Annotated in this window: 21 protein-coding genes and 1 pseudogene; 8 read left to right on the top strand and 14 right to left on the bottom strand. The window is 57.4% G+C overall.

What is annotated here, in order from left to right; genetic code table 11:
* The first annotated feature begins 25 nt into the window (after nt 1-25).
* Together IF654_RS16875 and def are read left to right on the top strand one after the other, a co-directional pair.
* Complete coding sequence (locus IF654_RS16875; protein WP_047277021.1) at nt 26-979, top strand: YihY/virulence factor BrkB family protein; 954 nt, start codon at nt 26-28, stop codon at nt 977-979.
* Between the two features lie 2 nt (nt 980-981).
* Nucleotides 982-1521: a peptide deformylase gene (def, locus tag IF654_RS16870; RefSeq protein ID WP_047277019.1), complete on the top strand. Its 540-nt coding sequence runs from the start codon at nt 982-984 to the stop codon at nt 1519-1521.
* A 46-nt stretch (nt 1522-1567) separates the two neighbouring features.
* Here def and IF654_RS16865 read toward each other — a convergent pair whose 3' ends face one another.
* Nucleotides 1568-1978 carry a GNAT family N-acetyltransferase gene (locus IF654_RS16865; RefSeq protein WP_047277017.1) on the bottom strand — a complete coding sequence of 137 codons (411 nt, stop codon included), beginning with the start codon at nt 1976-1978 and terminating at the stop codon, nt 1568-1570.
* Between the two features lie 294 nt (nt 1979-2272).
* Here IF654_RS16865 and IF654_RS23335 point away from each other — a divergent pair.
* Nucleotides 2273-3043 (top strand): annotated as a pseudogene (locus IF654_RS23335) (PAS domain-containing protein); the annotation flags it as partial.
* Nucleotides 3020-3592, top strand: a complete 573-nt coding sequence (locus IF654_RS23330; RefSeq protein ID WP_371057814.1) for a methyl-accepting chemotaxis protein — start codon at nt 3020-3022, stop codon at nt 3590-3592. The pseudogene IF654_RS23335 and the gene IF654_RS23330, both read left to right, overlap by 24 nt.
* A 40-nt stretch (nt 3593-3632) precedes the next feature.
* Here the strand turns inward: IF654_RS23330 and IF654_RS16855 are convergent, their stop codons facing one another.
* Both IF654_RS16855 and gntR read right to left on the bottom strand, forming a co-directional pair.
* On the bottom strand, nt 3633-4097 hold the full coding sequence (locus IF654_RS16855) for a hypothetical protein (protein WP_194862203.1): 465 nt from the start codon (nt 4095-4097) through the stop codon (nt 3633-3635).
* 153 nt (nt 4098-4250) lie between these two features.
* Nucleotides 4251-5282, bottom strand: a complete 1032-nt coding sequence (gene gntR, locus IF654_RS16850; protein ID WP_094988055.1) for an HTH-type transcriptional regulator GntR — start codon at nt 5280-5282, stop codon at nt 4251-4253.
* 226 nt (nt 5283-5508) lie between these two features.
* On the opposite strand from gntR, the gene IF654_RS16845 reads away from it, so the two are divergent.
* Nucleotides 5509-6042: a gluconokinase gene (locus IF654_RS16845; RefSeq protein WP_047277010.1), complete on the top strand. Its 534-nt coding sequence runs from the start codon at nt 5509-5511 to the stop codon at nt 6040-6042.
* Nucleotides 6043-6127: 85 nt separating this feature from the next.
* The gene (locus IF654_RS16840) at nt 6128-7480 is read left to right on the top strand and encodes a GntP family permease (RefSeq protein ID WP_047277009.1); all 1353 of its coding nucleotides are present in this window, start codon (nt 6128-6130) and stop codon (nt 7478-7480) included.
* Between the two features lie 46 nt (nt 7481-7526).
* Here the strand turns inward: IF654_RS16840 and alaC are convergent, their stop codons facing one another.
* The 6 genes from alaC to IF654_RS16810 form a co-directional block, all read right to left on the bottom strand.
* Nucleotides 7527-8735, bottom strand: a complete 1209-nt coding sequence (gene alaC, locus IF654_RS16835) for an alanine transaminase (protein ID WP_047277007.1) — start codon at nt 8733-8735, stop codon at nt 7527-7529.
* 165 nt (nt 8736-8900) lie between these two features.
* On the bottom strand, nt 8901-9404 hold the full coding sequence (locus IF654_RS16830; protein WP_047282957.1) for a GNAT family N-acetyltransferase: 504 nt from the start codon (nt 9402-9404) through the stop codon (nt 8901-8903).
* Nucleotides 9405-9468: 64 nt separating this feature from the next.
* Nucleotides 9469-10296: a methanethiol S-methyltransferase gene (mddA, locus tag IF654_RS16825; RefSeq protein WP_194862204.1), complete on the bottom strand. Its 828-nt coding sequence runs from the start codon at nt 10294-10296 to the stop codon at nt 9469-9471.
* Nucleotides 10297-10423: 127 nt separating this feature from the next.
* Complete coding sequence (locus tag IF654_RS16820; protein WP_047277002.1) at nt 10424-11611, bottom strand: GAF domain-containing sensor histidine kinase; 1188 nt, start codon at nt 11609-11611, stop codon at nt 10424-10426.
* A gap of 155 nt (nt 11612-11766) precedes the next feature.
* Nucleotides 11767-12072 (bottom strand): PepSY domain-containing protein, encoded by a 306-nt coding sequence (locus tag IF654_RS16815; RefSeq protein ID WP_047277001.1) that lies wholly within the window; start codon nt 12070-12072, stop codon nt 11767-11769.
* Nucleotides 12073-12176: 104 nt separating this feature from the next.
* On the bottom strand, nt 12177-13304 hold the full coding sequence (locus IF654_RS16810; RefSeq protein WP_047276999.1) for a glycerophosphodiester phosphodiesterase: 1128 nt from the start codon (nt 13302-13304) through the stop codon (nt 12177-12179).
* Nucleotides 13305-13537: 233 nt separating this feature from the next.
* On the opposite strand from IF654_RS16810, the gene IF654_RS16805 reads away from it, so the two are divergent.
* Nucleotides 13538-13864, top strand: coding sequence for a DUF2025 family protein (locus tag IF654_RS16805; RefSeq protein WP_047278132.1), 327 nt, complete (start codon nt 13538-13540; stop codon nt 13862-13864).
* Here IF654_RS16805 and IF654_RS16800 read toward each other — a convergent pair.
* The 5 genes from IF654_RS16800 to IF654_RS16780 form a co-directional block, all read right to left on the bottom strand.
* Nucleotides 13861-14922: a diguanylate cyclase gene (locus tag IF654_RS16800; protein WP_194862205.1), complete on the bottom strand. Its 1062-nt coding sequence runs from the start codon at nt 14920-14922 to the stop codon at nt 13861-13863. The two genes, IF654_RS16805 and IF654_RS16800, sit on opposite strands and share 4 nt — an antisense overlap.
* Nucleotides 14923-15340: 418 nt before the next feature.
* Nucleotides 15341-15658, bottom strand: a complete 318-nt coding sequence (locus IF654_RS16795) for a helix-turn-helix domain-containing protein (RefSeq protein ID WP_047276994.1) — start codon at nt 15656-15658, stop codon at nt 15341-15343.
* 253 nt (nt 15659-15911) lie between these two features.
* On the bottom strand, nt 15912-17162 hold the full coding sequence (locus tag IF654_RS16790) for a ribonucleotide-diphosphate reductase subunit beta (protein ID WP_047276991.1): 1251 nt from the start codon (nt 17160-17162) through the stop codon (nt 15912-15914).
* Nucleotides 17163-17665: 503 nt separating this feature from the next.
* A complete protein-coding gene (locus IF654_RS16785; protein ID WP_047276990.1) occupies nt 17666-17923 on the bottom strand; it encodes a hypothetical protein in 258 nt (85 codons plus the stop codon).
* Between the two features lie 115 nt (nt 17924-18038).
* Nucleotides 18039-18302 (bottom strand): DUF2790 domain-containing protein, encoded by a 264-nt coding sequence (locus IF654_RS16780; protein ID WP_047276988.1) that lies wholly within the window; start codon nt 18300-18302, stop codon nt 18039-18041.
* Nucleotides 18303-18720: 418 nt separating this feature from the next.
* On the opposite strand from IF654_RS16780, the gene acs reads away from it, so the two are divergent.
* Nucleotides 18721-20676 (top strand): acetate--CoA ligase, encoded by a 1956-nt coding sequence (gene acs / locus IF654_RS16775; RefSeq protein ID WP_047276985.1) that lies wholly within the window; start codon nt 18721-18723, stop codon nt 20674-20676.
* The last annotated feature ends 546 nt before the right edge of the window (nt 20677-21222 follow it).

The raw sequence follows: 21222 nt of genomic DNA, 5'->3' as shown, positions 1-21222 counted from the left end.
TCATTGAGCGGCGAAAGGAGACGCTATGTTATTTCCGGTCTTGAATGGCCTGCCGTTGGGCAAAGTGTTGATCCGTACGGTCAAGGAATTCATTGACGATGAGATGTCGACGTACGCCTCTGCGTTGGCCTATCAAATGTTGTTTTCGTTGTTCCCGTTCATTCTGTTTCTGATCGCGCTGATCGGCTTTTTGCACCTGCCGGACTTCTTCAGCTGGCTGCGCCTGCAATCCGAACTGGTATTGCCGCCGCAGGCGCTGGAACAGGTCAACCCGGTGATCGACCAGTTACAACAGTCCAAGGGCGGTTTGCTCTCGGTGGGTATTGTGATTGCCTTGTGGACCGCCTCGGCCGGTGTGCGCCTGATGATGAGCGCCATGAACGCGGCGTATGACGTGGTAGAAGGGCGGCCTATCTGGAAGCGTTTGCCGCTGTCGATTTTTTACACCATCGGTCTTGCGGGCATGTTGCTGGCTGCCGCCGCGTTGATGGTGCTGGGCCCGCAAGTGATGAGCTGGCTGGCGGGGCAGGTCGGGCTTGAAGAATTTGTGGTGACGCTGTGGACGATCCTGCGCTGGCCGGTGATCGTGCTGCTGATGATGGTTGCCGTGGCGGTGATGTATTACGTGATGCCCGATGTCGAACAGAAGTTTCGTTTCATTACACCGGGCTCGGTATTGGCCGTGGTGGTGTGGATCGCCGCGTCGTTGGGGTTTGCCTTTTACGTCAAGACGTTCGCTGATTACAACGCCATGTACGGCAGCATCGGGGCAATCATCGTGCTGTTGTTGTATTTCTACATCTCGGCAGCCGTGCTGCTACTGGGGGCAGAAATGAACGCAGTGATCGAGCACATGTCCGCCGAAGGCAAGGACCCGGGTGAGAAAACGTTCGATGAAGCGGACGATCCCAATCCCAAGCAACATGTTTCCGGCCTTGGCCGCGACCATTCCCTTACATCCCCCTCAGATGAAGCCTGACTATGATTCGTGAAATTTTGAAAATGGGCGATGAACGTCTGCTGCAGGTCGCCAAACCTGTGCCGGATGACATGTTCGACTCGCCCGAGTTGTGGCAATTGATCGATGACATGTTGCAAACCATGGAACATGCCGGTGGCGTCGGTCTGGCTGCGCCGCAAATCGGGGTGGATCTGCAACTGGTGATTTTCGGGTTCGAACACAGTGAGCGTTACCCGGATGCCGAGGCGGTGCCGCAGACCATTCTGATCAATCCGCTTATCACGCCGTTGAGTCCGGAGGTCGAAGAGGAGTGGGAAGGGTGCTTGTCGGTGCCGGGTTTGCGCGGCGCGGTGGAGCGTTACCAACGGATCCGCTACGAGGGCTTTACGCCCAAAGGCGAACCGGTTGTGCGCGAAGCGCAAGGGTTCCACGCACGGGTGGTGCAGCATGAATGCGATCACCTGATTGGCCGCCTGTACCCGTCGCGGATCAAGGACTTCAGCAAGTTCGGTTATATCGAGGTGCTATTTCCGGAGCTGGAGCCTGGCACGCTGGAGTAAACGTCCTGCCTCTGTGGTGGCTGCCTCGTTTTTGTTGAGGCAGCGACTACAGGCCGATCCCCAGCGCGACCATCGCTTTGTTACGTTGGTAACGCACCAGCCGCTCATGCAAGGCATGGGGCAGTCGGGTATCGAGCGAGAACCCCAACCTTTCATAAAAGCCCTGCAACCCTGGGTCGCAAAACAACCAGACCGGCCCGTCGCAGGCCGACACCGCGCGATCAATCAGCGTCGCCGCGACACCTTGTTTGCGCCACTCGGGCGCGACAAACACACCCGTCAACCAATAGCCGTTTGCCACTGGTCGCAGGCACAGCCCGGCGATGATTTCTTCTTGCCGCGCCACCCACAATTGCGCGTCTTTGACCGCTTTCATTGACGACTGATGGTGGCGGTAAAACTTGTTCATCAATGGCCATAAAGGCGCATCGAGCAGGCTGTAGACAAGGGTGGTCATGTGGGAATTATCGGTGGAGAAGTCGGACGCCAGTATATACAAAGGCCTGTGGCGCATCCCGCATCGTCCGTTTGGGAACGTTTTGCAAAATGGGCGGTGCGCCGCAAATTGATGGCCTTTTGCTTGCAACCCTTCATTGGCTGGCTATGCTCATTAATTACGGGGCGCGAATAACGAATGCTTGAATCCCCCGAGGTGCGCCTGGCTCCAGCGGCATGAGCCTTGCAAGCTGATGGTTTGTTGTGTCTTGAAGCCTATGACGTATCAATAGACAGCATCTCCAGGGATTGAGCCATGTTCGATTTACATCGCAAAGCTGACTTGCTTGAAAATCAACGCCTGAGTTGTTCACTCGAGGAAATGAAGGCCAAGGTAATGGCCATCAGTCGCTCCATGGCCATCATCGAATTTGCCCCCGACGGCACTATTCTCGATGCCAACGATAATTTTTGCCGGGTCATGGGTTATCCCGTCGAAGAGCTACGCGGCAAGCATCACCGCCTATTTTGCGAAGAGCCTTACACCCGAAGCGAAGAGTACGCACGATTTTGGCGCGCGCTGGGTGAGGGCGAAGCCATGAGTGGCACTTACCTGCGACTCGATAAAAGCGGCCGTGAAGTCTGGCTTGAGGCCAGCTATATGCCGATCATTGGCGCCGACAAACAGGTCAGCAGCGTGATCAAAGTGGCGGCGGACATCACGCAACGTATCCACACCGAACATGAGAACGAAAGCATCGTGAACGCCTTGAGTCGTTCCATGGCGCTAATCGAGTTTTCGCCGGACGGTTGCGTAATCAACGCCAATCAGAACTTTCTCAACACCATGCATTATTCGTTGGCAGAGATTGTGGGCCAGCACCATGGCATGTTTTGCACGCCGAGCGAACGAGAGTCGGCGCAGTACAAGACATTTTGGGCGTCACTCAACCGCGGCGAAGTGCACTCGCGACGATTTGAGCGGCTCGATAAATATGGCCGTCAGGTGTTCCTTGAGGCCTCCTATAACCCGATCTTCGATGCCAAGGGCCGTTTATACAAAGTGGTGAAATTCGCCAGTGATATCACGGCTCAAGTCACCAACCTGCAAACAGCGGCCGAATCAGCCCATGCCACTTCGGTGCAAAACGATGCAAGTGCGCAGAAAGGTTCTGAGGTGGTTCAGCAAACGGTGCAAATCATCGAGGCCATCTCCCAGGACCTGAACGAGGCAGCGCAGAGCATCGATGCGGTCAGCAAGCAATCGGACAGCATCGGCAAGATTGTGCAAACAATTCGCAGCATCGCCGATCAGACCAACTTGCTGGCACTCAATGCGGCCATTGAAGCGGCGCGTGCCGGAGAGCATGGGCGTGGTTTTGCCGTGGTGGCCGATGAGGTCAGAAGCCTGGCCGCGCGCACCAGTGCGGCAACTGTGGAAATAGTGGAAGTGGTGCGCAAGAACCACGACTTGTCCCTTAATGCCGTCAATAGCATGCAATCGAGTCTGAGCCGAACAGGATTAGGCGTTGAACTGGCCAATGAAGCCGGGGTGGCGATTCTGGAAATTCAGCAAGGCTCCAGGCACGTGGTAGACGCTATCAGCCAGTTCAACGCCACGTTGCAGTTGCACTGACAGGTCCTTCGCATTGCCTGTCAGCGATGACAGGCAAGACTTAAACCTGCTCTTCTTGCGTGTGTCGGGCACTTTCAGCGTGTTTGAGGGCTTCTGTGTGTTGCATCAAATCGCTGATTTTGTCGTTGATCGCTTGCTGCTTTTCGGGCGGCATGGCTTTCACGTCGTCCTCGGTCAGGCCCATTCCCTTCAAAAACTGTTCGCGAATGCGCTGCGCCACAGGCGTGTCCATGTAGTCCTTGAAGGCTTGGGTGGCAGTTCCTTGGGTGGCAGCGGTTTCAGGCACGCTGGCCTGCAACAGCACGCGGGTTTTGGCGAAGGCGGCGTTGATGTTATCGGCCTGAGCATTGCCGGCCGCCGACGTCGGCGTGGCTTGAATATTGGTCAGCGGCTGGCTGTTTTGCAGTTGACCGTTGTACAGCGCGCTGGCGGCCCCTGTGACAGTGTCCAGGTCCGGGCGCTGGGTCTTCAGGAGGGTCGAGGTGTTTTGCGCAGTAACTAGCATGCGTGAGCCCTGTTCAAATCGTGGATAGCCACTTATCGAGCAATTAGCATGCCGGGCACGTTAACCCCCGTCCCGCGCGGGGCCTGGCGGTCAACGGCAAGGCCGGGCGGAGAAACCTTGCCGCCCGCTTGCCGCTTTTGGGCCGGTTAAGGATTAACTGCTTTCACGCACCATCAATTCAAACCCCATGTCTTGCACAGGATTGGCGACTCGATTACCCGCCATCAGGGTCAGCATTTGTTCTGCGGCACGACGGCCGATGGCTTCGCGAGGCGTGCGAATGCTGCTGAGCCGCGGCACCATAAACTCGGAAGAGGGCAGGTCGTTGAACCCCAGCATGGCGATTTGTTCAGGGATTTTGATCCCGAACCGTGCGGCTTCCAGCAAGGCGCCGTGGGCAAGGTCGTCATTGCCGAAGAAAATGGCATCCACCTGCGGGTGTGCGGCCATCAACTGCAAGAACAACTCGCCACCCAGCCCCACGGATGAAGGGCGTGGCGTCAGCACCTCAAGGTCCGGGTTGTAAAGGCCGACGGCTTGCAGCGCGCGCCGATAGCCTTCACCGCGCAGCAAGGTGCGTTGGTCGAGTTGCGCCCCTATATAAGCCAGGTGTTGACGGCCGCTGGAAATCAAATGGTGCGCGGCGGTCTCGCCCGCTTCCAACTGGGAGAACCCTACGCAGTTCAGTCCGGCGCCCGCGTCCAGTTCCATCATGTACACGCAGGGCACATTGCTGGACTCGATCATGCGCCGTGAGCTTTCAGAGCGATCGAACCCGGTCAGCAGCAGCCCGCGCGGCTGGTACGCCATGTAGTTGCGCAGCAGGTCTTCTTCTTCGTCACGCGAGTAATGGAAGTTGCCGATCAAGACTTCAAAACCCTTGGGCCGTAATACCGAATGGATGGCTTCGAGGGTGTCGATAAACAGCAGGTTGGACAACGACGGGACTAAAACCACCACCGAATGGCTCTGGGCCGAGGCCAGGGCGCGTGCCGCAGGGTTGACCACGTAGTTCAGGTCGGCGGCGGCCTGGCGCACTTTTTCGGCCAGTTCGGTGGCCACACTGCTGATGCCGCGCAATGCGCGCGAGGCTGTAATAGGGCTGACGCCTGCCAGTCGGGCCACTTCATTGAGGGTCGGACGGCCCGTTGTGCGGGTATTTTTATCGTTTTTGACGGAGGTCATCGCGGCTTGCCAAACAAAAAACAAGCCACTAAGGTAGCGCTGTCCACGGATGCCCGCAATTGCCTGATTGTCGGCACTCCGGTTACCCCAGCTTTGTATGTCGAGAGCGTCACCGCGTCTCCCCACAAAAATGAGAAATAGACGTCGGTAGCCCCGGCTTTGTGCTTTGCTTTCAGGTACTGAACGCACGGACAAAGACAGCGCTGTCTACGGACTGAGGTGTTTCATGAGTCAACCTATCACTGCCCTGGTCATCATGGGTGTTGCCGGCTGCGGCAAATCCAGCGTGAGCCAGGCATTGTGCCTGCTCAATGGCGCGACCCCGATTGAGGGTGACGCGTTTCACCCCGCGGCCAACATTGCCAAGATGAGTGCCGGGATCCCCCTGACCGACGACGACCGTGCCGGATGGCTGGCCAGCCTGGCAGACGAGTTGCGCCTTGCCGTTGAGCGGGGCCAGCGCCCGGTATTGACCTGCTCGGCGCTCAAGTTGCGTTATCGCGAGCGTCTGCGCAGCGCCGTCGACGGTTTGGGCTTCGTGTTCCTTGAGTTGACGCCCGAAGTGGCTGCAGATCGGGTGGCTCATCGCCCCGGGCATTTCATGCCCAAAACCCTGATTGACAGCCAGTTCGCTGCCCTTGAATCGCCGGTCAATGAACCTCTGGTGTTGACCCTGAACGCGGCCACCCATGACATCGATGAGCTGGCGTCTCAGGCCCGCGATTGGTGGCATGAACATTCGTTGCAGACAACCCCATGATTTTGCATAAAAAAGACAGCGCTATCCGACTCATCCCCGGCTGCACATTCGCGCCCGATAACAACAACAAGCCAGGAGACGCCCCATGCTAGGCATGTCCCAGAACACCTTTCTACTGCTTGACGCTGTCGTCACCATCATCGGGTTGATCGTGTTGATCACCCGGTTCAAGCTACACCCGTTTATCGCGTTGATTATTGCCTCGGCGTTCCTCGGCCTGACCTCGGGCATGCCTACGGACAAAATCATCAAGTCTTTCCAGGACGGGTTCGGTGGCGTGCTGGGCTTTGTCGGCATCATCCTCGCGCTGGGCACCATGCTCGGCAAAATGATGGCCGACTCAGGCGGGGCCGATCAGATCGCCCGCACCCTGATTCGCGCGTTCGGTAAAGAGCGCGTGCAGTGGGCGATGATGTTCGCTGCGTTCCTGGTGGGCATTCCGCTGTTTTTCGAGATCGGTTTTGTCCTGCTGATTCCGTTGGTGTTCATCGTGGCGCGCCGCACCGGCGTGTCGTTGATCAAGATCGGCATTCCGCTGCTGGCCGGTTTGTCTGCCGTCCATGGCCTGGTGCCTCCGCATCCGGGACCGTTGCTGGCCATTGGGGTCTTTGGCGCAGACATCGGTAAGACCATTCTGTATGGCCTGATCGTTGCCTTGCCGACGGCCATCATCGCGGGGCCGATCTACGGCAGCTTTATCTCCAAGTACATTCCCGGCAACCCGTCCCAGGAACTGGTGGATCAACTGGCCAGCGAGCCGGAATCCAGCAGCCTGCCGAGTTTCGGCATCACGCTGGCCACGGTGTTGCTGCCGGTGTTCCTGATGTTGCTCAAGACCTTTGCCGACGTGGCGTTGCCCGACGGTAACTTCTTCCGCGGCTGGATGGACATGATCGGCCACCCGATCACCGCGCTGTTGCTGGCCTTGCTGCTGTCGCTGTACACCTTTGGCGCGCGTCAGGGCATCGACTCCAAGCGCATCCTCAAATTACTGGACGCGAGCCTGGCGCCGACGGCGGCGATCATTTTGATCATTGGTGCTGGCGGTGGTTTCAAGCAAATGCTGGTGGCCAGCGGTGTGGGCGACGTGATCGGTCACATGGCGGTGAATGCGCAAATTTCGCCGATTCTACTGGCGTGGCTGGTGGCGGCGGTGATTCGGATTGCGACCGGTTCCGCGACCGTTGCAACCATCACCGGCGCAGGCATTGTGCTGCCGGTGGTGGACTTGATTCCGGGCGTGAACCGCGAGCTGCTGGTGCTGGCGACGGGCGCAGGTTCGTTGATCCTGTCCCATGTGAACGATGCGGGGTTCTGGCTGGTCAAGCAGTACTTCAACATGACCGTGGCTGAAACATTCAAAACTTGGACCGCGATGGAAACCATTCTGTCGGTGGTCGGTTTGATCTTCATCCTGCTGCTGTCGCTGGTGGTTTAAACCCCAGCCCCCGCCGGCGCGAATGCGTTCGCACCGGCGGGGTCTTTCAGTTGGCGCTCACGCCATCTGCACGGAACATGGCGCGAATGCCGCGCACCGCCTGACGAATTCGATCCTGATTTTCGATCAGCGCAAAGCGCACATGGTCATCGCCATATTCACCAAATCCTACGCCCGGTGAGACGCAGACTTTGGCGTCCGCCAGCAGCTTCTTGGCAAATTCCAGCGACCCCATAGACGCGTAGGCCTCAGGGATCTTGGCCCACACATACATGGACGCTTTCGGGTTTTCGACCATCCAGCCCAGCTCATGCAGCCCTTTGACCAGTACGTTACGGCGCTGGCGGTACTGCTCGGCAATGTCTTTCACGCACTGTTGGTCGCCTTCCAGGGCAGCAATGGCGGCGACTTGCAACGGTGTGAAGGTGCCGTAGTCGTGGTAGCTCTTGATGCGCGCCAGCGCGCTGACCAGTTCGGCATTGCCCACCATGAAACCAATGCGCCAGCCTGCCATGTTGTAGCTTTTTGACAGGGTGAAAAATTCCACGGCGATGTCTTTTGCCCCCGGCACTTGCATGATCGAAGGGGCCTTCCAGCCGTCGTACACGATGTCGGCGTAGGCCAGGTCGTGCACCACCAGCACGTCATATTGTTTGGCCAGCGCCACCACGCGCTCGAAGAAGTCCAGCTCAACGCACTGCGCGGTGGGATTGGACGGGAAGCCCAGAATCATCATTTTTGGCTTGGGAATCGATCCGCGGATGGCTTTTTCCAGCTCGGCGAAAAAGTCTACGCCGGGAATCAGCGGCACTGACCGCACTTGCGCGCCCGCGATGACAGCCCCGTAGATGTGGATCGGATAGCTGGGGTTGGGTACGAGCACCGTGTCGCCCTGATCCAGCGTGGCCAGCATCAAATGCGCGAGGCCTTCCTTGGAACCGATGGTGACAATGGCTTCGTCTTCAGGGTCGATGTCGACGTTGTAGCGATCGGCATACCAGCGGGAAATAGCCCGGCGCAGGCGTGGGATGCCGCGCGAAGTGGAGTAGCCATGGGTGTCTTCGCGTTGTGCGACCGTGCAGAGTTTTTCAACGATGTGCGGCGGTGTCGGGCCGTCAGGGTTGCCCATGCTGAAGTCGATAATGTCTTCGCCACGGCGCCGCGCAGCCATTTTCAGCTCGGCGGTTATGTTGAACACATACGGGGGGAGTCGATCGATGCGCGCAAAGCGGCGCGGCGAACCTTGGTCTGCCATGTTGGCCTCTGATACGTAAGCGCCCGGAACCGTCCGAGCGACGTGAACCACTGCGGTGGTCCGGGCCAAACAATAAGGTCGATGGTGGCCTTTTGTCTAGGGGCTGTCAGCGGCGATTTTCGATGAGACGCGATGATTCTGTTCTGGCATGTGAGGGCGATGCCTTTAACCCGCTTGCTGGCTCGCCAAGGGGGGGGGCAGCGCCAAGGTCAAACACCGCTCGCCCTGATACGCCTCACCCCCTTCAATCCAGCCCTGGCCCTTGTAAAAATGCAGGGCTGACGTGTTGAACGGGCTGACGGAGAGCATCAGTTGGTTGATCTCTGGCCAGTAACCGTGCAGTTGCCGGGCTAACAGGTTGAGGCAGGTTTTGCCGATCCCTTGGCCCTGAAGGCGTTTGTCGACCTGAAACGCATGCACGGTGGCGCTGCCCGGTTCGGCCCAATGCGCCAGCAGCGGTGCGCGCTTGAGTAGTAAAAATGCCACGGGCAGGTCATCGCCCAGCAGCACGAACCCTTTGATACCGGCATGTGGGGTAGCCGGCAGAGAGTACAGGGCGCATTCAATGTCGCCGCAGTAGGGGAGCTGCTCCGGATGGACGTTGATGGCACGCAGTTGCTGGCGTTGTTCAGCCGTCAGGTCATCGTAAGTGCAAAGGCGGGTAAGCATGGCGAGGTCTGTCATGGCGCAATGGAAGAGCTCACAGGTGAGCGTTAAAGCGGTGCGCCAGTGTCTACTCATCTTCGCTGCAAATACATCCTTTTTGCGGACTCAAGACCGGGAGTTTTCTGCGACCGACAAACGGGATGAGCCTGCCGATGCGTTGTTGGTAACGCCGGTAGGGATCGCCAAACAGCACCAGCAGATCTTTTTCCTCAAGTCGGCTGCCAATCACGATATACAGCGTGCAGGTCACGGCGAACACCAGTCGCCCGACGGTCATGTGCGGCGTCGCCCAGAAGGCCATCAGAAAACCGGCATACATCGGGTGTCGCACCAGTTTGTACAGCAGCGGGGTTTTGAAAGAGGTATCGGGTGCTTTTAACCGCAGAACAGTGTCCAGTGCCTGCTTGATGCCGAACAGTTCAAGGTGGCTGATCAGAAACGTAGCCACCAGTACCAGGGCCCAGCCCAGCCAATACACCCCTGTCAGCAGGGCGACGGCCAAAGGGGACTCGATGCGCCACACGGTGATGCTGACCGGTTGCCACAGCCAGATCATCAGCGCCAGCACCGCACTGCTGAACAGCACATAGGTTGCGCGTTCAATCGGCGCCGGCACGAACCTGAGCCACCAGTGTTTGAAGGCTTTGCGCGCCATACCGCTGTGTTGAATGGCGAACAGGGTAATCAGCAGCACATCGATCACGATCGCCCATGGCCAGGACACCCGGCTGACGGCGGTATCGATGCCTTTGGGCACGCCAATCGAGCTGAGAAAGCCGATGAAGTAGATAAAAACCAGCAGAAAGAACGCGTAACTCAGAAGGCTGTAGGCCAAAGCAGCAAGTTTGCCCGCGAGGGTGGAAATGGACGATTCCAAGCGTGTATTGCCGTGCATGATCGACTCCTTTCGAACAGGGCAAAGACACCACCATAGCCCAGCGTAGACGCCTCAGGCTGCCATTGGTCGTTTCGAAAAGATGCCGTGTTTAATGTACTGACCTCTCCTGCACAGGAACACACCCTCAGCGCCGTGCGCCTAACGGCAGGTGGAAAGCAAAGACGGTGCCGTGTTCTTCACAGGAGGACACTTCAATATGGCCGCCGTGCGATTGAGCGATCTGGCTGGCGATGTACAGTCCCAATCCCAGCCCGGCTTGTGGCGTGTCATTGGCGGGGCGTGAGTAGGGCTGAAACAGCTGTGCCTGGACGTGGGGCGGAATCGGGTTGCCCTGGTTGGTTACTTTCAGAGTGAAGAGGTCATCGTTCACTTGGGCCTGCACTTCGACCACCCCGTGGGTTGCGCCATGGTTGATGGCATTGGCCAGCAAGTTGGACAGCAATTGCGCCAATCGACCGCTGTCACAATGCAGCCCATCAATGGGGCCGATGTCTGCCTCAATCTGGCGCTGCGGGTGAACACTTTGGACTTCCGAGATGACATGGGTAAAAACGTCATTGAGGTCGGCAGAGTCATGCAGTGTCAATGGAATACCGGCCCCCAGGCGCCCTCGGGCAAAGTCCAGTACATCTTCAACCAGCCGTGCGGCACGTCGGCCGCTGGTCAGAATGTGCTGCACCAGATGATCGGATGCCGGGTTAGGGTGTTTGCGTAGCAGTCGTTCGGCGGCGGTGGTAATGGCGAACAGCGGGTTACGCAAGTCATGGCCCAGCACGGCAATAAACTGCTCGCGCAACTCGGCGGTTTCACGTTCCAGAAGTAGCGCGGTTTCGGTGCGTTGCTGGTGTTCTTCGGCGTCCATTTGCAACGAGATCAGTCGAGCGAACGACTCCAGCGTGGTCTGGATGGTGCTGCTTTTGAGTGTCGCGGGTTCAGGGTCCAGCGCGCAGATGGTGCCGAAAAATCTGCCGTCGGTACGGAATACCGGCACCGTGATGTAGCTTTCGAAACGGTACAACTTAGGGGTGTGATGGTTCTGGTAGTGCGGGTCTGTACTGACGTTATCGATAATGATCGGCTGATGCGACCCCATGCTTTCAAAACACAAGGTGGTGGCCAAATCCAGTTCGCCGCCGGGTTTTAACCCGAACCCGAGTTTGTCGAGCACGGCACACGCCGTCCAGCTGGTGGCGGTCACGCGGGCGATGGCCGCGAATCGCATGCCGGTCATTTCACTGATGACTTGCAACATGGCCGGCACTGCACTGATGCGATTGATCGTTGCGATGTCAGTTTCTACGCCTTGCACCATGGATCGGGGTCTCGGTTGAACGGGGTAGGGGCAATTTTAGCGAGAACTCGCTTATGCGCTACAACTGAGGCGATATTTTATAAAAAGAGTGGACGCCGACATAAAAAAACCGCGCCACTCTAGAAGAGGGCGCGGTTATTTATTAAACGCTTAACTCAGGTGTCTTGTTTATTCTTCAATACGTCGCCCGTTTTGGCGTCCAGTTCAACATCCCACTTAAGGCCCTGGGCGTCACGCATTTCAACTTCATACACCAACTTGCCGTATGAGTCATCAAGTTCGGTATCCAGAATAGTAGCCCCCTTATGTTGGGCCAGCGCCTTTGCATTCAGCGTTTCAAAAGAGGTGATTTCACCCTTCTTGAGCAATTCGGGAATGTGGTCCGGACGAACATCGGCTTGAGCCAGACCGGCAGTCAGTGTCAGGGCAGCAGTGGCAAACAATACGCTAAGTGCTTTCATGTTTAATTCCTCTTGGGTGAGCTGTTTAAGTGGGGCCAGATTAAACATCGCAACTTAACTCACCCTTAATTTCTGCCCTGAAACTGAAGAAAGCCTCAAATCGATCAGTAACCGTTCTTTTCGAGCAATTGGTTAACCGTTAACGGCGCCGGGCGTTGATAGAACTTCAGCAGCTCGGAGGCGCGGTTGGTAAAGATGCCGTCTACGCCAGATTGCATGACATGCTTGAAGTCCGCCGGTTCATCAATGGTGTACACGTGTACCAGCATGCCCTTGTCGTGGGTCGCTGTGTTCATCCAGGGCTGGACCAGGTCGAAGTAGCTCTGATCGCCACCGGCCGCCAGCGCAGCCGAAGGCCCCGTACCGATGGCCCCGTGGGCTTTGGCAAAGTCCAGCCAGCGTAGGAACTCGGCTTTATCCTTGGGTTGCTGTTTGGCGTAATAGGCGGCTTTATCTTTCTCGCCAGAGTCGGCAAAACTCACGTCGGAGTTGGGCGCCATGCCACCTTCACCGACCCATAACAGCAAGATTTTAGGGGTGTCGGGCATTTCTTTTTGCAGCAGTTCAAGGCTGCTTTTCTCAAAGGTTTGCAGGATGACGCGGCCTTTGCCCTGACCCACGCCTGGTTCGCCGCTGACCGTGGTGACAGGTTGCAGCCAGCCGCGCTTGCTCAGCGCGTTTTTAAGGTCATGTTCAAGGCCCGGGAACTGCTTGGGCTCCTTGGTCTCGATGTACAAACCGGGTGTGTGCTGAGGGCTGGCCTCGGCGATGTCGATGATTTCATCCAGGGTCAGGATTTGCAGACCCTTATAAGACGGGCGAGCGCGCTCAGGGTAGGCCGCGTTGAACCAGCTGCCCGCATCCAGGGTTTTCAGCTCGGCCATGGTGAAGGCGTTGGCCGGGCTGTCTTTGCGCTCCGGGAATTTTGTCGCGACGTCGGTGGTGCGCAACAGGCTGTTGTCATGCAAGGCAAACAACACACCGTCTTTACTGCGCTGCAGATCCATTTCCAGGTAATCGGCACCCAGGTCGCGGGCAACGGTGTACGCCGCTGCCGTGGATTCAGGGGCGTCGAATGATGCGCCGCGATGGGCGATAACGGCCGGCCGCGGGATGCCCTGAGCCTTGGCCAGTTCCGCTTGAGCCGTGTCAGACGGGCGGGCGGCGTGTGCGCCGCTCATGCCCAGCAACAGGCTGAGGAGCAGGGCGCTTTTGCCAAAAATATCCGGCATGGGGTGAGTTCCTTTCGATCGGTAAAATTAAGGGCGTCTTTTTAACAACTGACAGCCTCGGGGGCTATCGAGAACCCGACATAAATGTGCGTGAGGGGCAATTTGCTGCGCTTTTAAGGTGTGATCTGCAGTATTCTGGCGCGCAACAGCGTCCCCGGCAGAGGGAACACACCTTCATCCTTGCGTGTAAACCATCGTCCTAGAGCCTTTAGCGCTCATTAGTGAGGTTTACCATGCGCATCACGTCTGAACTGATCTGCCAGGCCGCCGATCAACTTAACGGCTTCGTTGGTTTCAATCGTAAGACAGGCCAGCACATTGTCCGTTTTAGTGAAGATTCCTTCGGGATGGACGTCGCCGACGACAACATCACCCCCACCAGCGAATTTGTCTGGCAAGCCGGGGATGCCGACACCATGACCCTCAAGCGTGAGCTGGTTCAGTTGCTGCTGGATCAAAACATCGATGATCGGCTCAACATCACCGAGCCGTTGCGCGTGTATATGCGCAGGCAGGATGTTCCTGAGATCAGTGCCGTACGACGTTGCGTTACCCCCTAGGCGGGGTCCGGAAACACCTCGGCCGCAGCCACGCTGATTTTGTTGCGGCCGGTGTTTTTGGCGATATACAGCGCTTTGTCGGCTTCGTTGAGCCACAGGGAGGCATCGTTGAAATCGGCGCGGTATGACGCCAGCCCGATGCTCAAGCTGACCCGCAACGCCGGGTCATTGTCATGCAGGTCGTTGCAGAAAACTTGGCGCAGTCGCTCCATGATGTCTTGCGCCTGCTCCAGGGTGCGGTCGGGGAGGATGACGCAAAACTCGTCCCCGCCATAACGCCCCGCCAGGTCCTCGGCCCTCAGGTTGTCCTTGAGTTGTTTGCTGAATTGGCGCAACACGCTGTCGCCGACGATATGTCCGTACGTGTCATTGATGCGCTTGAAATGGTCGATATCAATCAAGGCCAGCGTCGCGCGTGAGTTATTTTTCCGGCACTGCTCAAAGCTGAGCTGTAAGAGGTCTTTCCACGAACCGTGGTTTAACAGTCCGGTCAGGCTGTCGGTACGGCTGAGGGCACTGAGGGTGCGTTTGTGTTCGGCCAGTTTGATGGCCAGCCGATAACAGACCATGCCCACCGCAAACGGGTAGAGCGTCAGCATGGGCAAGCAGGCGTAGATCTGCAGGGGCGTGATGGTCGTGCTGAAGGCCACGCCCAATAACCCCCATGAAATCAGCACACCGGTCAGTTGGGCCGCTGCGCCACGAAGCAGCATTTTTTGGCCACCCGCTGCGACGTTATTCATGATCATCATCGACAGGATGGTCACCGTGGGTAACGGATTGAACTGCATGCTCGCGGCCCAAAACCCGCCCAACAATGAGTCGATCAGCATGTTGCGGCGCTCGGCCTGAAACGGATACGCCGAGCGTGTCGAGAGCCGCAGGGCCAAGTGTGGCCAGATGAACCCGTTGAATAGCAACAAACCCCATAGCCAGGCAGGCGGGTCGAGCGGATAAAGAGTCGCCATTACGCTAAAACAGCCGATGCCTAACCCTATGATGCGGGGCACATAGATGCGTTTGGCGAATGACAGGCCTTTGCCTCTTTTATTGTCCATGGCGTGGTCTACGAAAAAGGGTGGTTCAACGGGTGTTGGATCAGGTATATGCCGCGCGGGCTTTATGCAATTCAGATCAAGATTGTTCAAGCGTAGCTGCTGAACGTTTCTCAATGGGCATCATTTCAGGGCAGGGTAGCGGAGTGTTAAAGCAGAGGGCAGAAAAATAGCGATTGACCGTCTTTCGTGCTCAACGCGCACAGGGTGAGCTTTTGCGGTTGATGGGCCTGGTGCGTTGGATAGCTTCCGTGTCTGGCCCTGTCATCAGACGAGACTGGGTATTCCCATGCCCCCTCTTTGGTGATTCACAACGTCACGCTGGAGCTGGCCTTCCCTGGCCAGTACGCGCGGTTGGATCGGATGCCTGCCCACGCCAGGCAGCATGGCTGGCGTGGCGTTGAACCTGTATCGCCCGGTGTTACTCGATCATGGCGTAATCGCCGCGACCGATCGGGTTCGGGGTAGTGCCGCGAATGTTCTCGCCTCTGCCGGGAGCGAAACCCGGAAAGAACACCAGTCCTTCAGCCTCAAGGCGGTGAGCCAGGGCCAGCAGGGTGACGTCGCGAATGGGTTCGCCGGACTCAAAGCGTTTAATGGCCGCTACCGAAACACGGGACGCTTCGCTTAGTCGTTCAAAGCTCCAGCCCAGCATTTCGCGTGCCTGAGCGCAGTGCAACGGGGTGAATTGGTTGAGTACGATTTGCTCAAGCGTATTGCGCATCGCTGAGTTCGACATGGGGATTCTCCGGGGCTGGGTCTATGCTTGAAAAAGTACTGTGTTTTTATACAGTTGTTTCAAGCGTGGATCAAATCCATTTTTTTGATCTGTTCCCGCCGTGAGATCCCGACCCAACCCCTTGATGTGAGCCGATGTGCCCAAGCCGTGATCTGTCGAATATTTCGATTGAATTGGCGACGTTTGCCCGGCCACAAAAAAAGGCTGCCCGTGGGGGCAGCCTTTCAAGGTCAGCGTTTAACCGCGCCGGGTATCAGTCCCAGCTCAGTGCGCCGCCCGTTTGGTACTCGATCACGCGGGTCTCGAAGAAGTTTTTCTCTTTCTTCAAGTCCATGATTTCGCTCATCCACGGGAACGGGTTGGTCGTGCCCGGATACTCTTCTTTCAAGCCGATTTGCGACAGGCGGCGGTTGGCGATGAACTTGAGGTAGTCCTCCATCATCGCTGCGTTCATGCCCAATACACCGCGCGGCATGGTGTCACGGGCGTATTCGATTTCCAGCTGCGTGCCTTGCAGGATCATCTGCGAGGCTTCTTCCTTCATCTCGGCATCCCACAGGTGCGGGTTTTCGATTTTGATCTGGTTGATCACGTCGATGCCGAAGTTCAGGTGCATCGACTCATCGCGCAGGATGTACTGGAACTGCTCGGCAACCCCGGTCATCTTGTTGCGGCGGCCCATCGACAGGATCTGGGTGAAGCCGCAGTAGAAGAAGATGCCTTCCAGAACGCAGTAGTAAGCGATCAGGTTGCGCAGCAGTTCCTTGTCGGTTTCTACGGTGCCGGTTTCGAACTTCGGATCAGAGATCGAACGGGTGTACTTCAAGCCCCACGTGGCCTTTTTGGCGACCGAAGGAATCTCGTGGTACATGTTGAAGATCTCGCCTTCATCCATGGCCAGCGATTCGATGCAGTACTGATAGGCGTGGGTGTGGATCGCCTCTTCGAACGCCTGGCGCAGGATGTACTGGCGGCATTCCGGGTTGGTGATCAAACGGTACACGGCCAGGACCAGGTTGTTGGCAACCAGCGAGTCGGCGGTGGAGAAGAAGCCCAGGTTGCGCATCACGATGCGGCGTTCGTCGTCGGTCAGGCCTTCCGGGTTTTTCCAGAGGGCGATGTCGGCGGTCATGTTGACTTCTTGCGGCATCCAGTGGTTTGCGCAGCCGTCGAGGTACTTCTGCCAGGCCCAGTCGTACTTGAACGGCACGAGCTGGTTAAGGTCGGCGCGGCAGTTGATCATCATCTTTTCATCAACGGCTACACGAGCGCTGGCGCCTTCGAGCTCGGCCAGGCCTTCAGCGATATCAAGGTTGTCCAGTGCGGCCTTGGCACGCTTGATGGCCTCGGAGTCACTGGCCGTGACAGCGCGAGCCTCAAGTGCCGCAACGCCGCCGGCGGTGTCCAGGCGGTCCATGTTGGCTTCGGTTGCGTGACCGGCATTGGCGCCTTTGACGGCGACTTCGCCTTCATCTTCTTTATCGAATTCGTCCCAGCTCAGCATGACGTGTCGTCTCCTGCGTGAGGGCCTGACGCCCGTGTGATAACGCTTAATGGTTGAGTTGTCACACGGCCATTGGCCGCTTGGATCTAAGGAATGTTGCTTGCAGCAGCGGTAAGCGCACGCAAAAACATGAATGTATTCGTAGGGTTGGCCCGCTGTCGCTGAGGGGATGCAGTGGTTTGTGCATCGCAGCCTGGCCTTGGGCCGGAGCAGCGTGGGTTTATAACCCGGGAAGGGGATATATCAAGCCCTTTTGACGGCGGGAGTATACGGGTTTTGTACAGGGTATTTCAGCCAGTTTTTTTCCGCGGATGCGACGAAATGCCCTGATTTTAGGGTGGACTTGGGCGAGGCAGCGGCTGGGCGAGGGTTTGCCGCAGGCAGATTATTTTTGCGTGGGTCTTGCCGGGGTGTGTGCAGGGCGAGGTGAGGCCGGGAGGGGGGTGTTTGCCGTTCGGGGGGACTAAGCCCGGTCGAAACCGGGCGTTAAGTCACTCGCGGTGTCAGCTCAAGCGATGACCCTGGGTGCGGTCATAGCCATCTTCGGCGAAAGAGGCCGAGCGGGTGTTGTCGTAACCGTCTTCGGCAAAGGAGGCCGAGCGGGTGTTGTCGTAACCATCTTCGGCAAAAGAGGCCGAACGGGTGTTGTCATAACCGTCTTCAGCATAAGTGGCTGAATGAGTGCGGGTGTAACCGTCTGCTGCAAAGGCAGCACTTGCCAGTACCGATAGACTAAAAGCCAATATCAGCGAGCGTTTCATGTACGAGTGTCCTGAGTGGTGACTGGCGGGCATTAACGCAACACGTATATAACCTTGTGTGCCGTTAAAGTTGCGCCCTGAATAAATAAGTAGGGGTTTAACTTAAAACAGTAAGTTAGCCGTTAGAGCAGCCATTACCCATGACGCGGTACTCCAGGGTGTGCTGCATACCGTGGGAGTCTTCGTACACCATTTGTGCGGGCACTACTTCGCACACGTTAGGCACTTCAGTCATGGAAATAACTTTGGCAATGTCCAGTTCGGAAGAGTAGGAGTAGTGTTCTACGGCAGGTTGCTGGCTGGAAACCGGGGTGTTTGATTCATCCGCCATGGCGGTTAAACACACACTGCTGAGGGCCAGAACTAACAACGCTTTCATTTCAGGGTTACCTGTTTTTGGTCGAGTGGGGTCACGTAGCCCTTATGAGGCCACGTGTGAAACTTGATGAGTTAAGTGCGACTGAACGTGCCTTCGTGGGGGCTGTAACTTGCGTTAATCGCGGTGCCTTGGTTGGCGAGAGGAATTTTATGCCTGCGCCGGGCCTGCATATAGAGGGCGTTTTGATAAAGACTGTTGACAGATTCTGCAACAATCGCCGAAAACAGCAGGGTAAGGCAGTCTGGCGGCGCGGCTTTTGACGGGGAGGTGCGCTGTAAGTGGCGAGCTTGAGCCTTCTTGATAAATATGACGTTTTTTAAGCAGGTTTCTTACTACCAACGTCGAATGGAACTCACGCGGTGGCCCGGCTACAACAGGGTCATAAAACAACAACTACAAAAAAATTGAGGTGTGGAACATGAGTGCAGCTTCCCTGTATCCCGTACGCCCCGAGGTCGCAGCCAACACGCTGACCGATGAGGCGACCTACAAGGCGATGTACCAGCAATCTGTCGTCAACCCGGATGGTTTCTGGCGCGAGCAGGCCAAGCGTCTCGACTGGATCAAGCCTTTCACCACGGTCAAGCAGACCTCTTTCGACGATCACCATGTCGACATCAAATGGTTTGCCGACGGCACCCTCAACGTGTCCTATAACTGCCTGGACCGTCATCTGGCCGAGCGCGGCGATCAGGTGGCGATTATCTGGGAGGGCGATGACCCTTCCGAGCAACGCAACATTACCTACCGTGAACTGCACGAAGAAGTGTGCAAGTTGGCGAACGCCTTGCGCGGTCAGGACGTGCACCGTGGCGACGTGGTGACGATCTACATGCCGATGGTGCCCGAGGCGGTGGTGGCCATGCTGGCCTGCACCCGTATCGGTGCGATTCACTCGGTGGTGTTTGGCGGCTTCTCGCCTGAGGCGCTGGCCGGTCGCATCATCGACTGCAAATCCAAGGTGGTCATTACCGCCGACGAAGGTATTCGGGGCGGCAAGCGCACGGCGCTCAAGGCCAATGTCGACGAAGCGCTGACCAACCCAGACACCTCCAGCGTGCAAAAGATCATCGTGTTCAAGCGCACCGGCGGTGACATTGCCTGGTACAAACACCGTGACATCTGGTACCACGACCTGATGGCCGTCGCCTCAACGCACTGCGCGCCAAAAGAGATGGGCGCTGAAGAAGCGTTGTTCATCCTTTATACCTCCGGCTCCACCGGCAAGCCCAAGGGCGTACAGCACACCACCGGTGGCTACCTGCTGTATGCGGCCCTGACCCATGAGCGCGTGTTCGATTACCGCCCGGGCGAGGTGTATTGGTGCACGGCTGACGTGGGCTGGGTCACCGGTCATACCTACATTGTCTACGGGCCGCTGGCCAACGGTGCCACCACGGTGCTGTTTGAAGGGGTGCCGAACTACCCGGACATCACCCGCGTGTCGAAGATCATCGACAAGCATAAGGTCAACATCCTTTACACCGCGCCTACCGCCATTCGCGCCATGATGGCCGAGGGGCAGGCAGCCGTTAAAGATGCAGACGGCTCCAGTTTGCGTTTGCTGGGGTCGGTGGGCGAGCCGATCAACCCCGAAGCCTGGAGCTGGTACTACACGACCGTCGGCAAAGAGCGCTGCCCGATTGTCGATACCTGGTGGCAGACCGAAACCGGTGCGTGCCTGATGAGCCCGCTGCCGGGCGCGCATGCCCTCAAGCCCGGTTCGGCGGCACGGCCGTTCTTCGGAGTGGTGCCTGCGCTGGTGGATAACTTGGGCAACATCCTCGAAGGCGCCACCGAGGGCAATCTGGTGATCCTCGACTCGTGGCCGGGTCAGGCGCGCACGCTGTACGGCGATCACGACCGCTTTGTGGACACCTACTTCAAGACCTTCCGCGGCATGTACTTCACCGGTGACGGCGCGCGCCGTGACGAAGATGGCTATTACTGGATCACCGGGCGTGTGGATGACGTGCTTAACGTTTCCGGGCACCGCATGGGCACGGCTGAAATAGAAAGTGCGATGGTTGCGCACCCTAAAGTTGCCGAGGCCGCCGTCGTTGGCGTGCCGCACGACATCAAAGGGCAGGGTATTTACGTCTACGTCACGTTGAATGGCGGGGAAGAGCCCACAGACGCACTGCGTCAGGAGTTGAAAAACTGGGTCCGCAAAGAGATCGGTCCCATTGCGTCGCCGGATGTCATTCAGTGGGCGCCGGGCCTGCCCAAGACCCGTTCGGGCAAAATCATGCGCCGCATTTTGCGCAAGATCGCCACGGGTGAGTACGACGGGCTGGGGGATATCTCGACGCTGGCTGATCCGGGCGTGGTGCAGCATTTGATTGAAACCCATAAAGGCATGAAGGTCGCGTAACACCGGCTGGCATTAAACAAGCCCCGTCTGGCACTGTCAGGCGGGGCTTTTTTGTGGTTGATCCAAAGGGTGGGTGTGTAGGAACAGGCTGGCGCGCAGTAGGTTTGCTCCTGCGCAAAGCGAAGAGGTGTTACCGCGTGTGTAACCGGGTGCACGAAAACGGGGCTTTGCGAAACGCAGAGCACCGTTTTGGCGCCGCCAGTGCGGGCCAAATAAATTAGATGAAACGCTGCACTTGCCGGAATAGAAGGCTTTGCGAATAATAGGCCCGCTATTTGCAACTCATATAGGTTCTGCACCTTTTGCTCTTGCATGATTTTGAAGAGCTGTCAATGCCTGGAGTCGCCTTTCTCGGTGCATTTGTAATTAGTTGTCGCATTGAAGAAATAACGGCTTGAAGCCTGTCGTTAGAATGCCGATCACTCGCTCGTCGTTGTTGTGTTGACCTCAGCACAACGCCAGTAGGACGTGGCGCCGCATTCCCGGTTTAACCTCCGCATATTGGGCTCACGCTCACTCTGCATTTTTTGCCCTTTACCGATGGAG

This window comes from Pseudomonas lundensis (genome assembly GCF_015377145.2).
Taxonomy (GTDB): Bacteria; Pseudomonadota; Gammaproteobacteria; order Pseudomonadales; family Pseudomonadaceae; genus Aquipseudomonas; species Aquipseudomonas lundensis.
This window is presented reverse-complemented; position numbering and strand designations above follow the sequence as displayed.

Bases quoted from the DNA above. Each gene is read 5' to 3' on its own strand.
- IF654_RS16875 (WP_047277021.1), top strand. From the start codon at position 26: ATGTTATTTCCGGTCTTGAATGGCCTGCCGTTGGGCAAAGTGTTGATC.
- def (WP_047277019.1), top strand. From the start codon at position 982: ATGATTCGTGAAATTTTGAAAATGGGCGATGAACGTCTGCTGCAGGTC.
- IF654_RS16865 (WP_047277017.1), bottom strand. From the start codon at position 1,978: ATGACCACCCTTGTCTACAGCCTGCTCGATGCGCCTTTATGGCCATTG.
- IF654_RS16855 (WP_194862203.1), bottom strand. From the start codon at position 4,097: ATGCTAGTTACTGCGCAAAACACCTCGACCCTCCTGAAGACCCAGCGC.
- gntR (WP_094988055.1), bottom strand. From the start codon at position 5,282: ATGACCTCCGTCAAAAACGATAAAAATACCCGCACAACGGGCCGTCCG.
- IF654_RS16845 (WP_047277010.1), top strand. From the start codon at position 5,509: ATGAGTCAACCTATCACTGCCCTGGTCATCATGGGTGTTGCCGGCTGC.
- IF654_RS16840 (WP_047277009.1), top strand. From the start codon at position 6,128: ATGCTAGGCATGTCCCAGAACACCTTTCTACTGCTTGACGCTGTCGTC.
- alaC (WP_047277007.1), bottom strand. From the start codon at position 8,735: ATGGCAGACCAAGGTTCGCCGCGCCGCTTTGCGCGCATCGATCGACTC.
- IF654_RS16830 (WP_047282957.1), bottom strand. From the start codon at position 9,404: ATGCTTACCCGCCTTTGCACTTACGATGACCTGACGGCTGAACAACGC.
- mddA (WP_194862204.1), bottom strand. From the start codon at position 10,296: ATGCACGGCAATACACGCTTGGAATCGTCCATTTCCACCCTCGCGGGC.
- IF654_RS16820 (WP_047277002.1), bottom strand. From the start codon at position 11,611: ATGGTGCAAGGCGTAGAAACTGACATCGCAACGATCAATCGCATCAGT.
- IF654_RS16815 (WP_047277001.1), bottom strand. From the start codon at position 12,072: ATGAAAGCACTTAGCGTATTGTTTGCCACTGCTGCCCTGACACTGACT.
- IF654_RS16810 (WP_047276999.1), bottom strand. From the start codon at position 13,304: ATGCCGGATATTTTTGGCAAAAGCGCCCTGCTCCTCAGCCTGTTGCTG.
- IF654_RS16805 (WP_047278132.1), top strand. From the start codon at position 13,538: ATGCGCATCACGTCTGAACTGATCTGCCAGGCCGCCGATCAACTTAAC.
- IF654_RS16800 (WP_194862205.1), bottom strand. From the start codon at position 14,922: ATGGACAATAAAAGAGGCAAAGGCCTGTCATTCGCCAAACGCATCTAT.
- IF654_RS16795 (WP_047276994.1), bottom strand. From the start codon at position 15,658: ATGTCGAACTCAGCGATGCGCAATACGCTTGAGCAAATCGTACTCAAC.
- IF654_RS16790 (WP_047276991.1), bottom strand. From the start codon at position 17,162: ATGCTGAGCTGGGACGAATTCGATAAAGAAGATGAAGGCGAAGTCGCC.
- IF654_RS16785 (WP_047276990.1), bottom strand. From the start codon at position 17,923: ATGAAACGCTCGCTGATATTGGCTTTTAGTCTATCGGTACTGGCAAGT.
- IF654_RS16780 (WP_047276988.1), bottom strand. From the start codon at position 18,302: ATGAAAGCGTTGTTAGTTCTGGCCCTCAGCAGTGTGTGTTTAACCGCC.
- acs (WP_047276985.1), top strand. From the start codon at position 18,721: ATGAGTGCAGCTTCCCTGTATCCCGTACGCCCCGAGGTCGCAGCCAAC.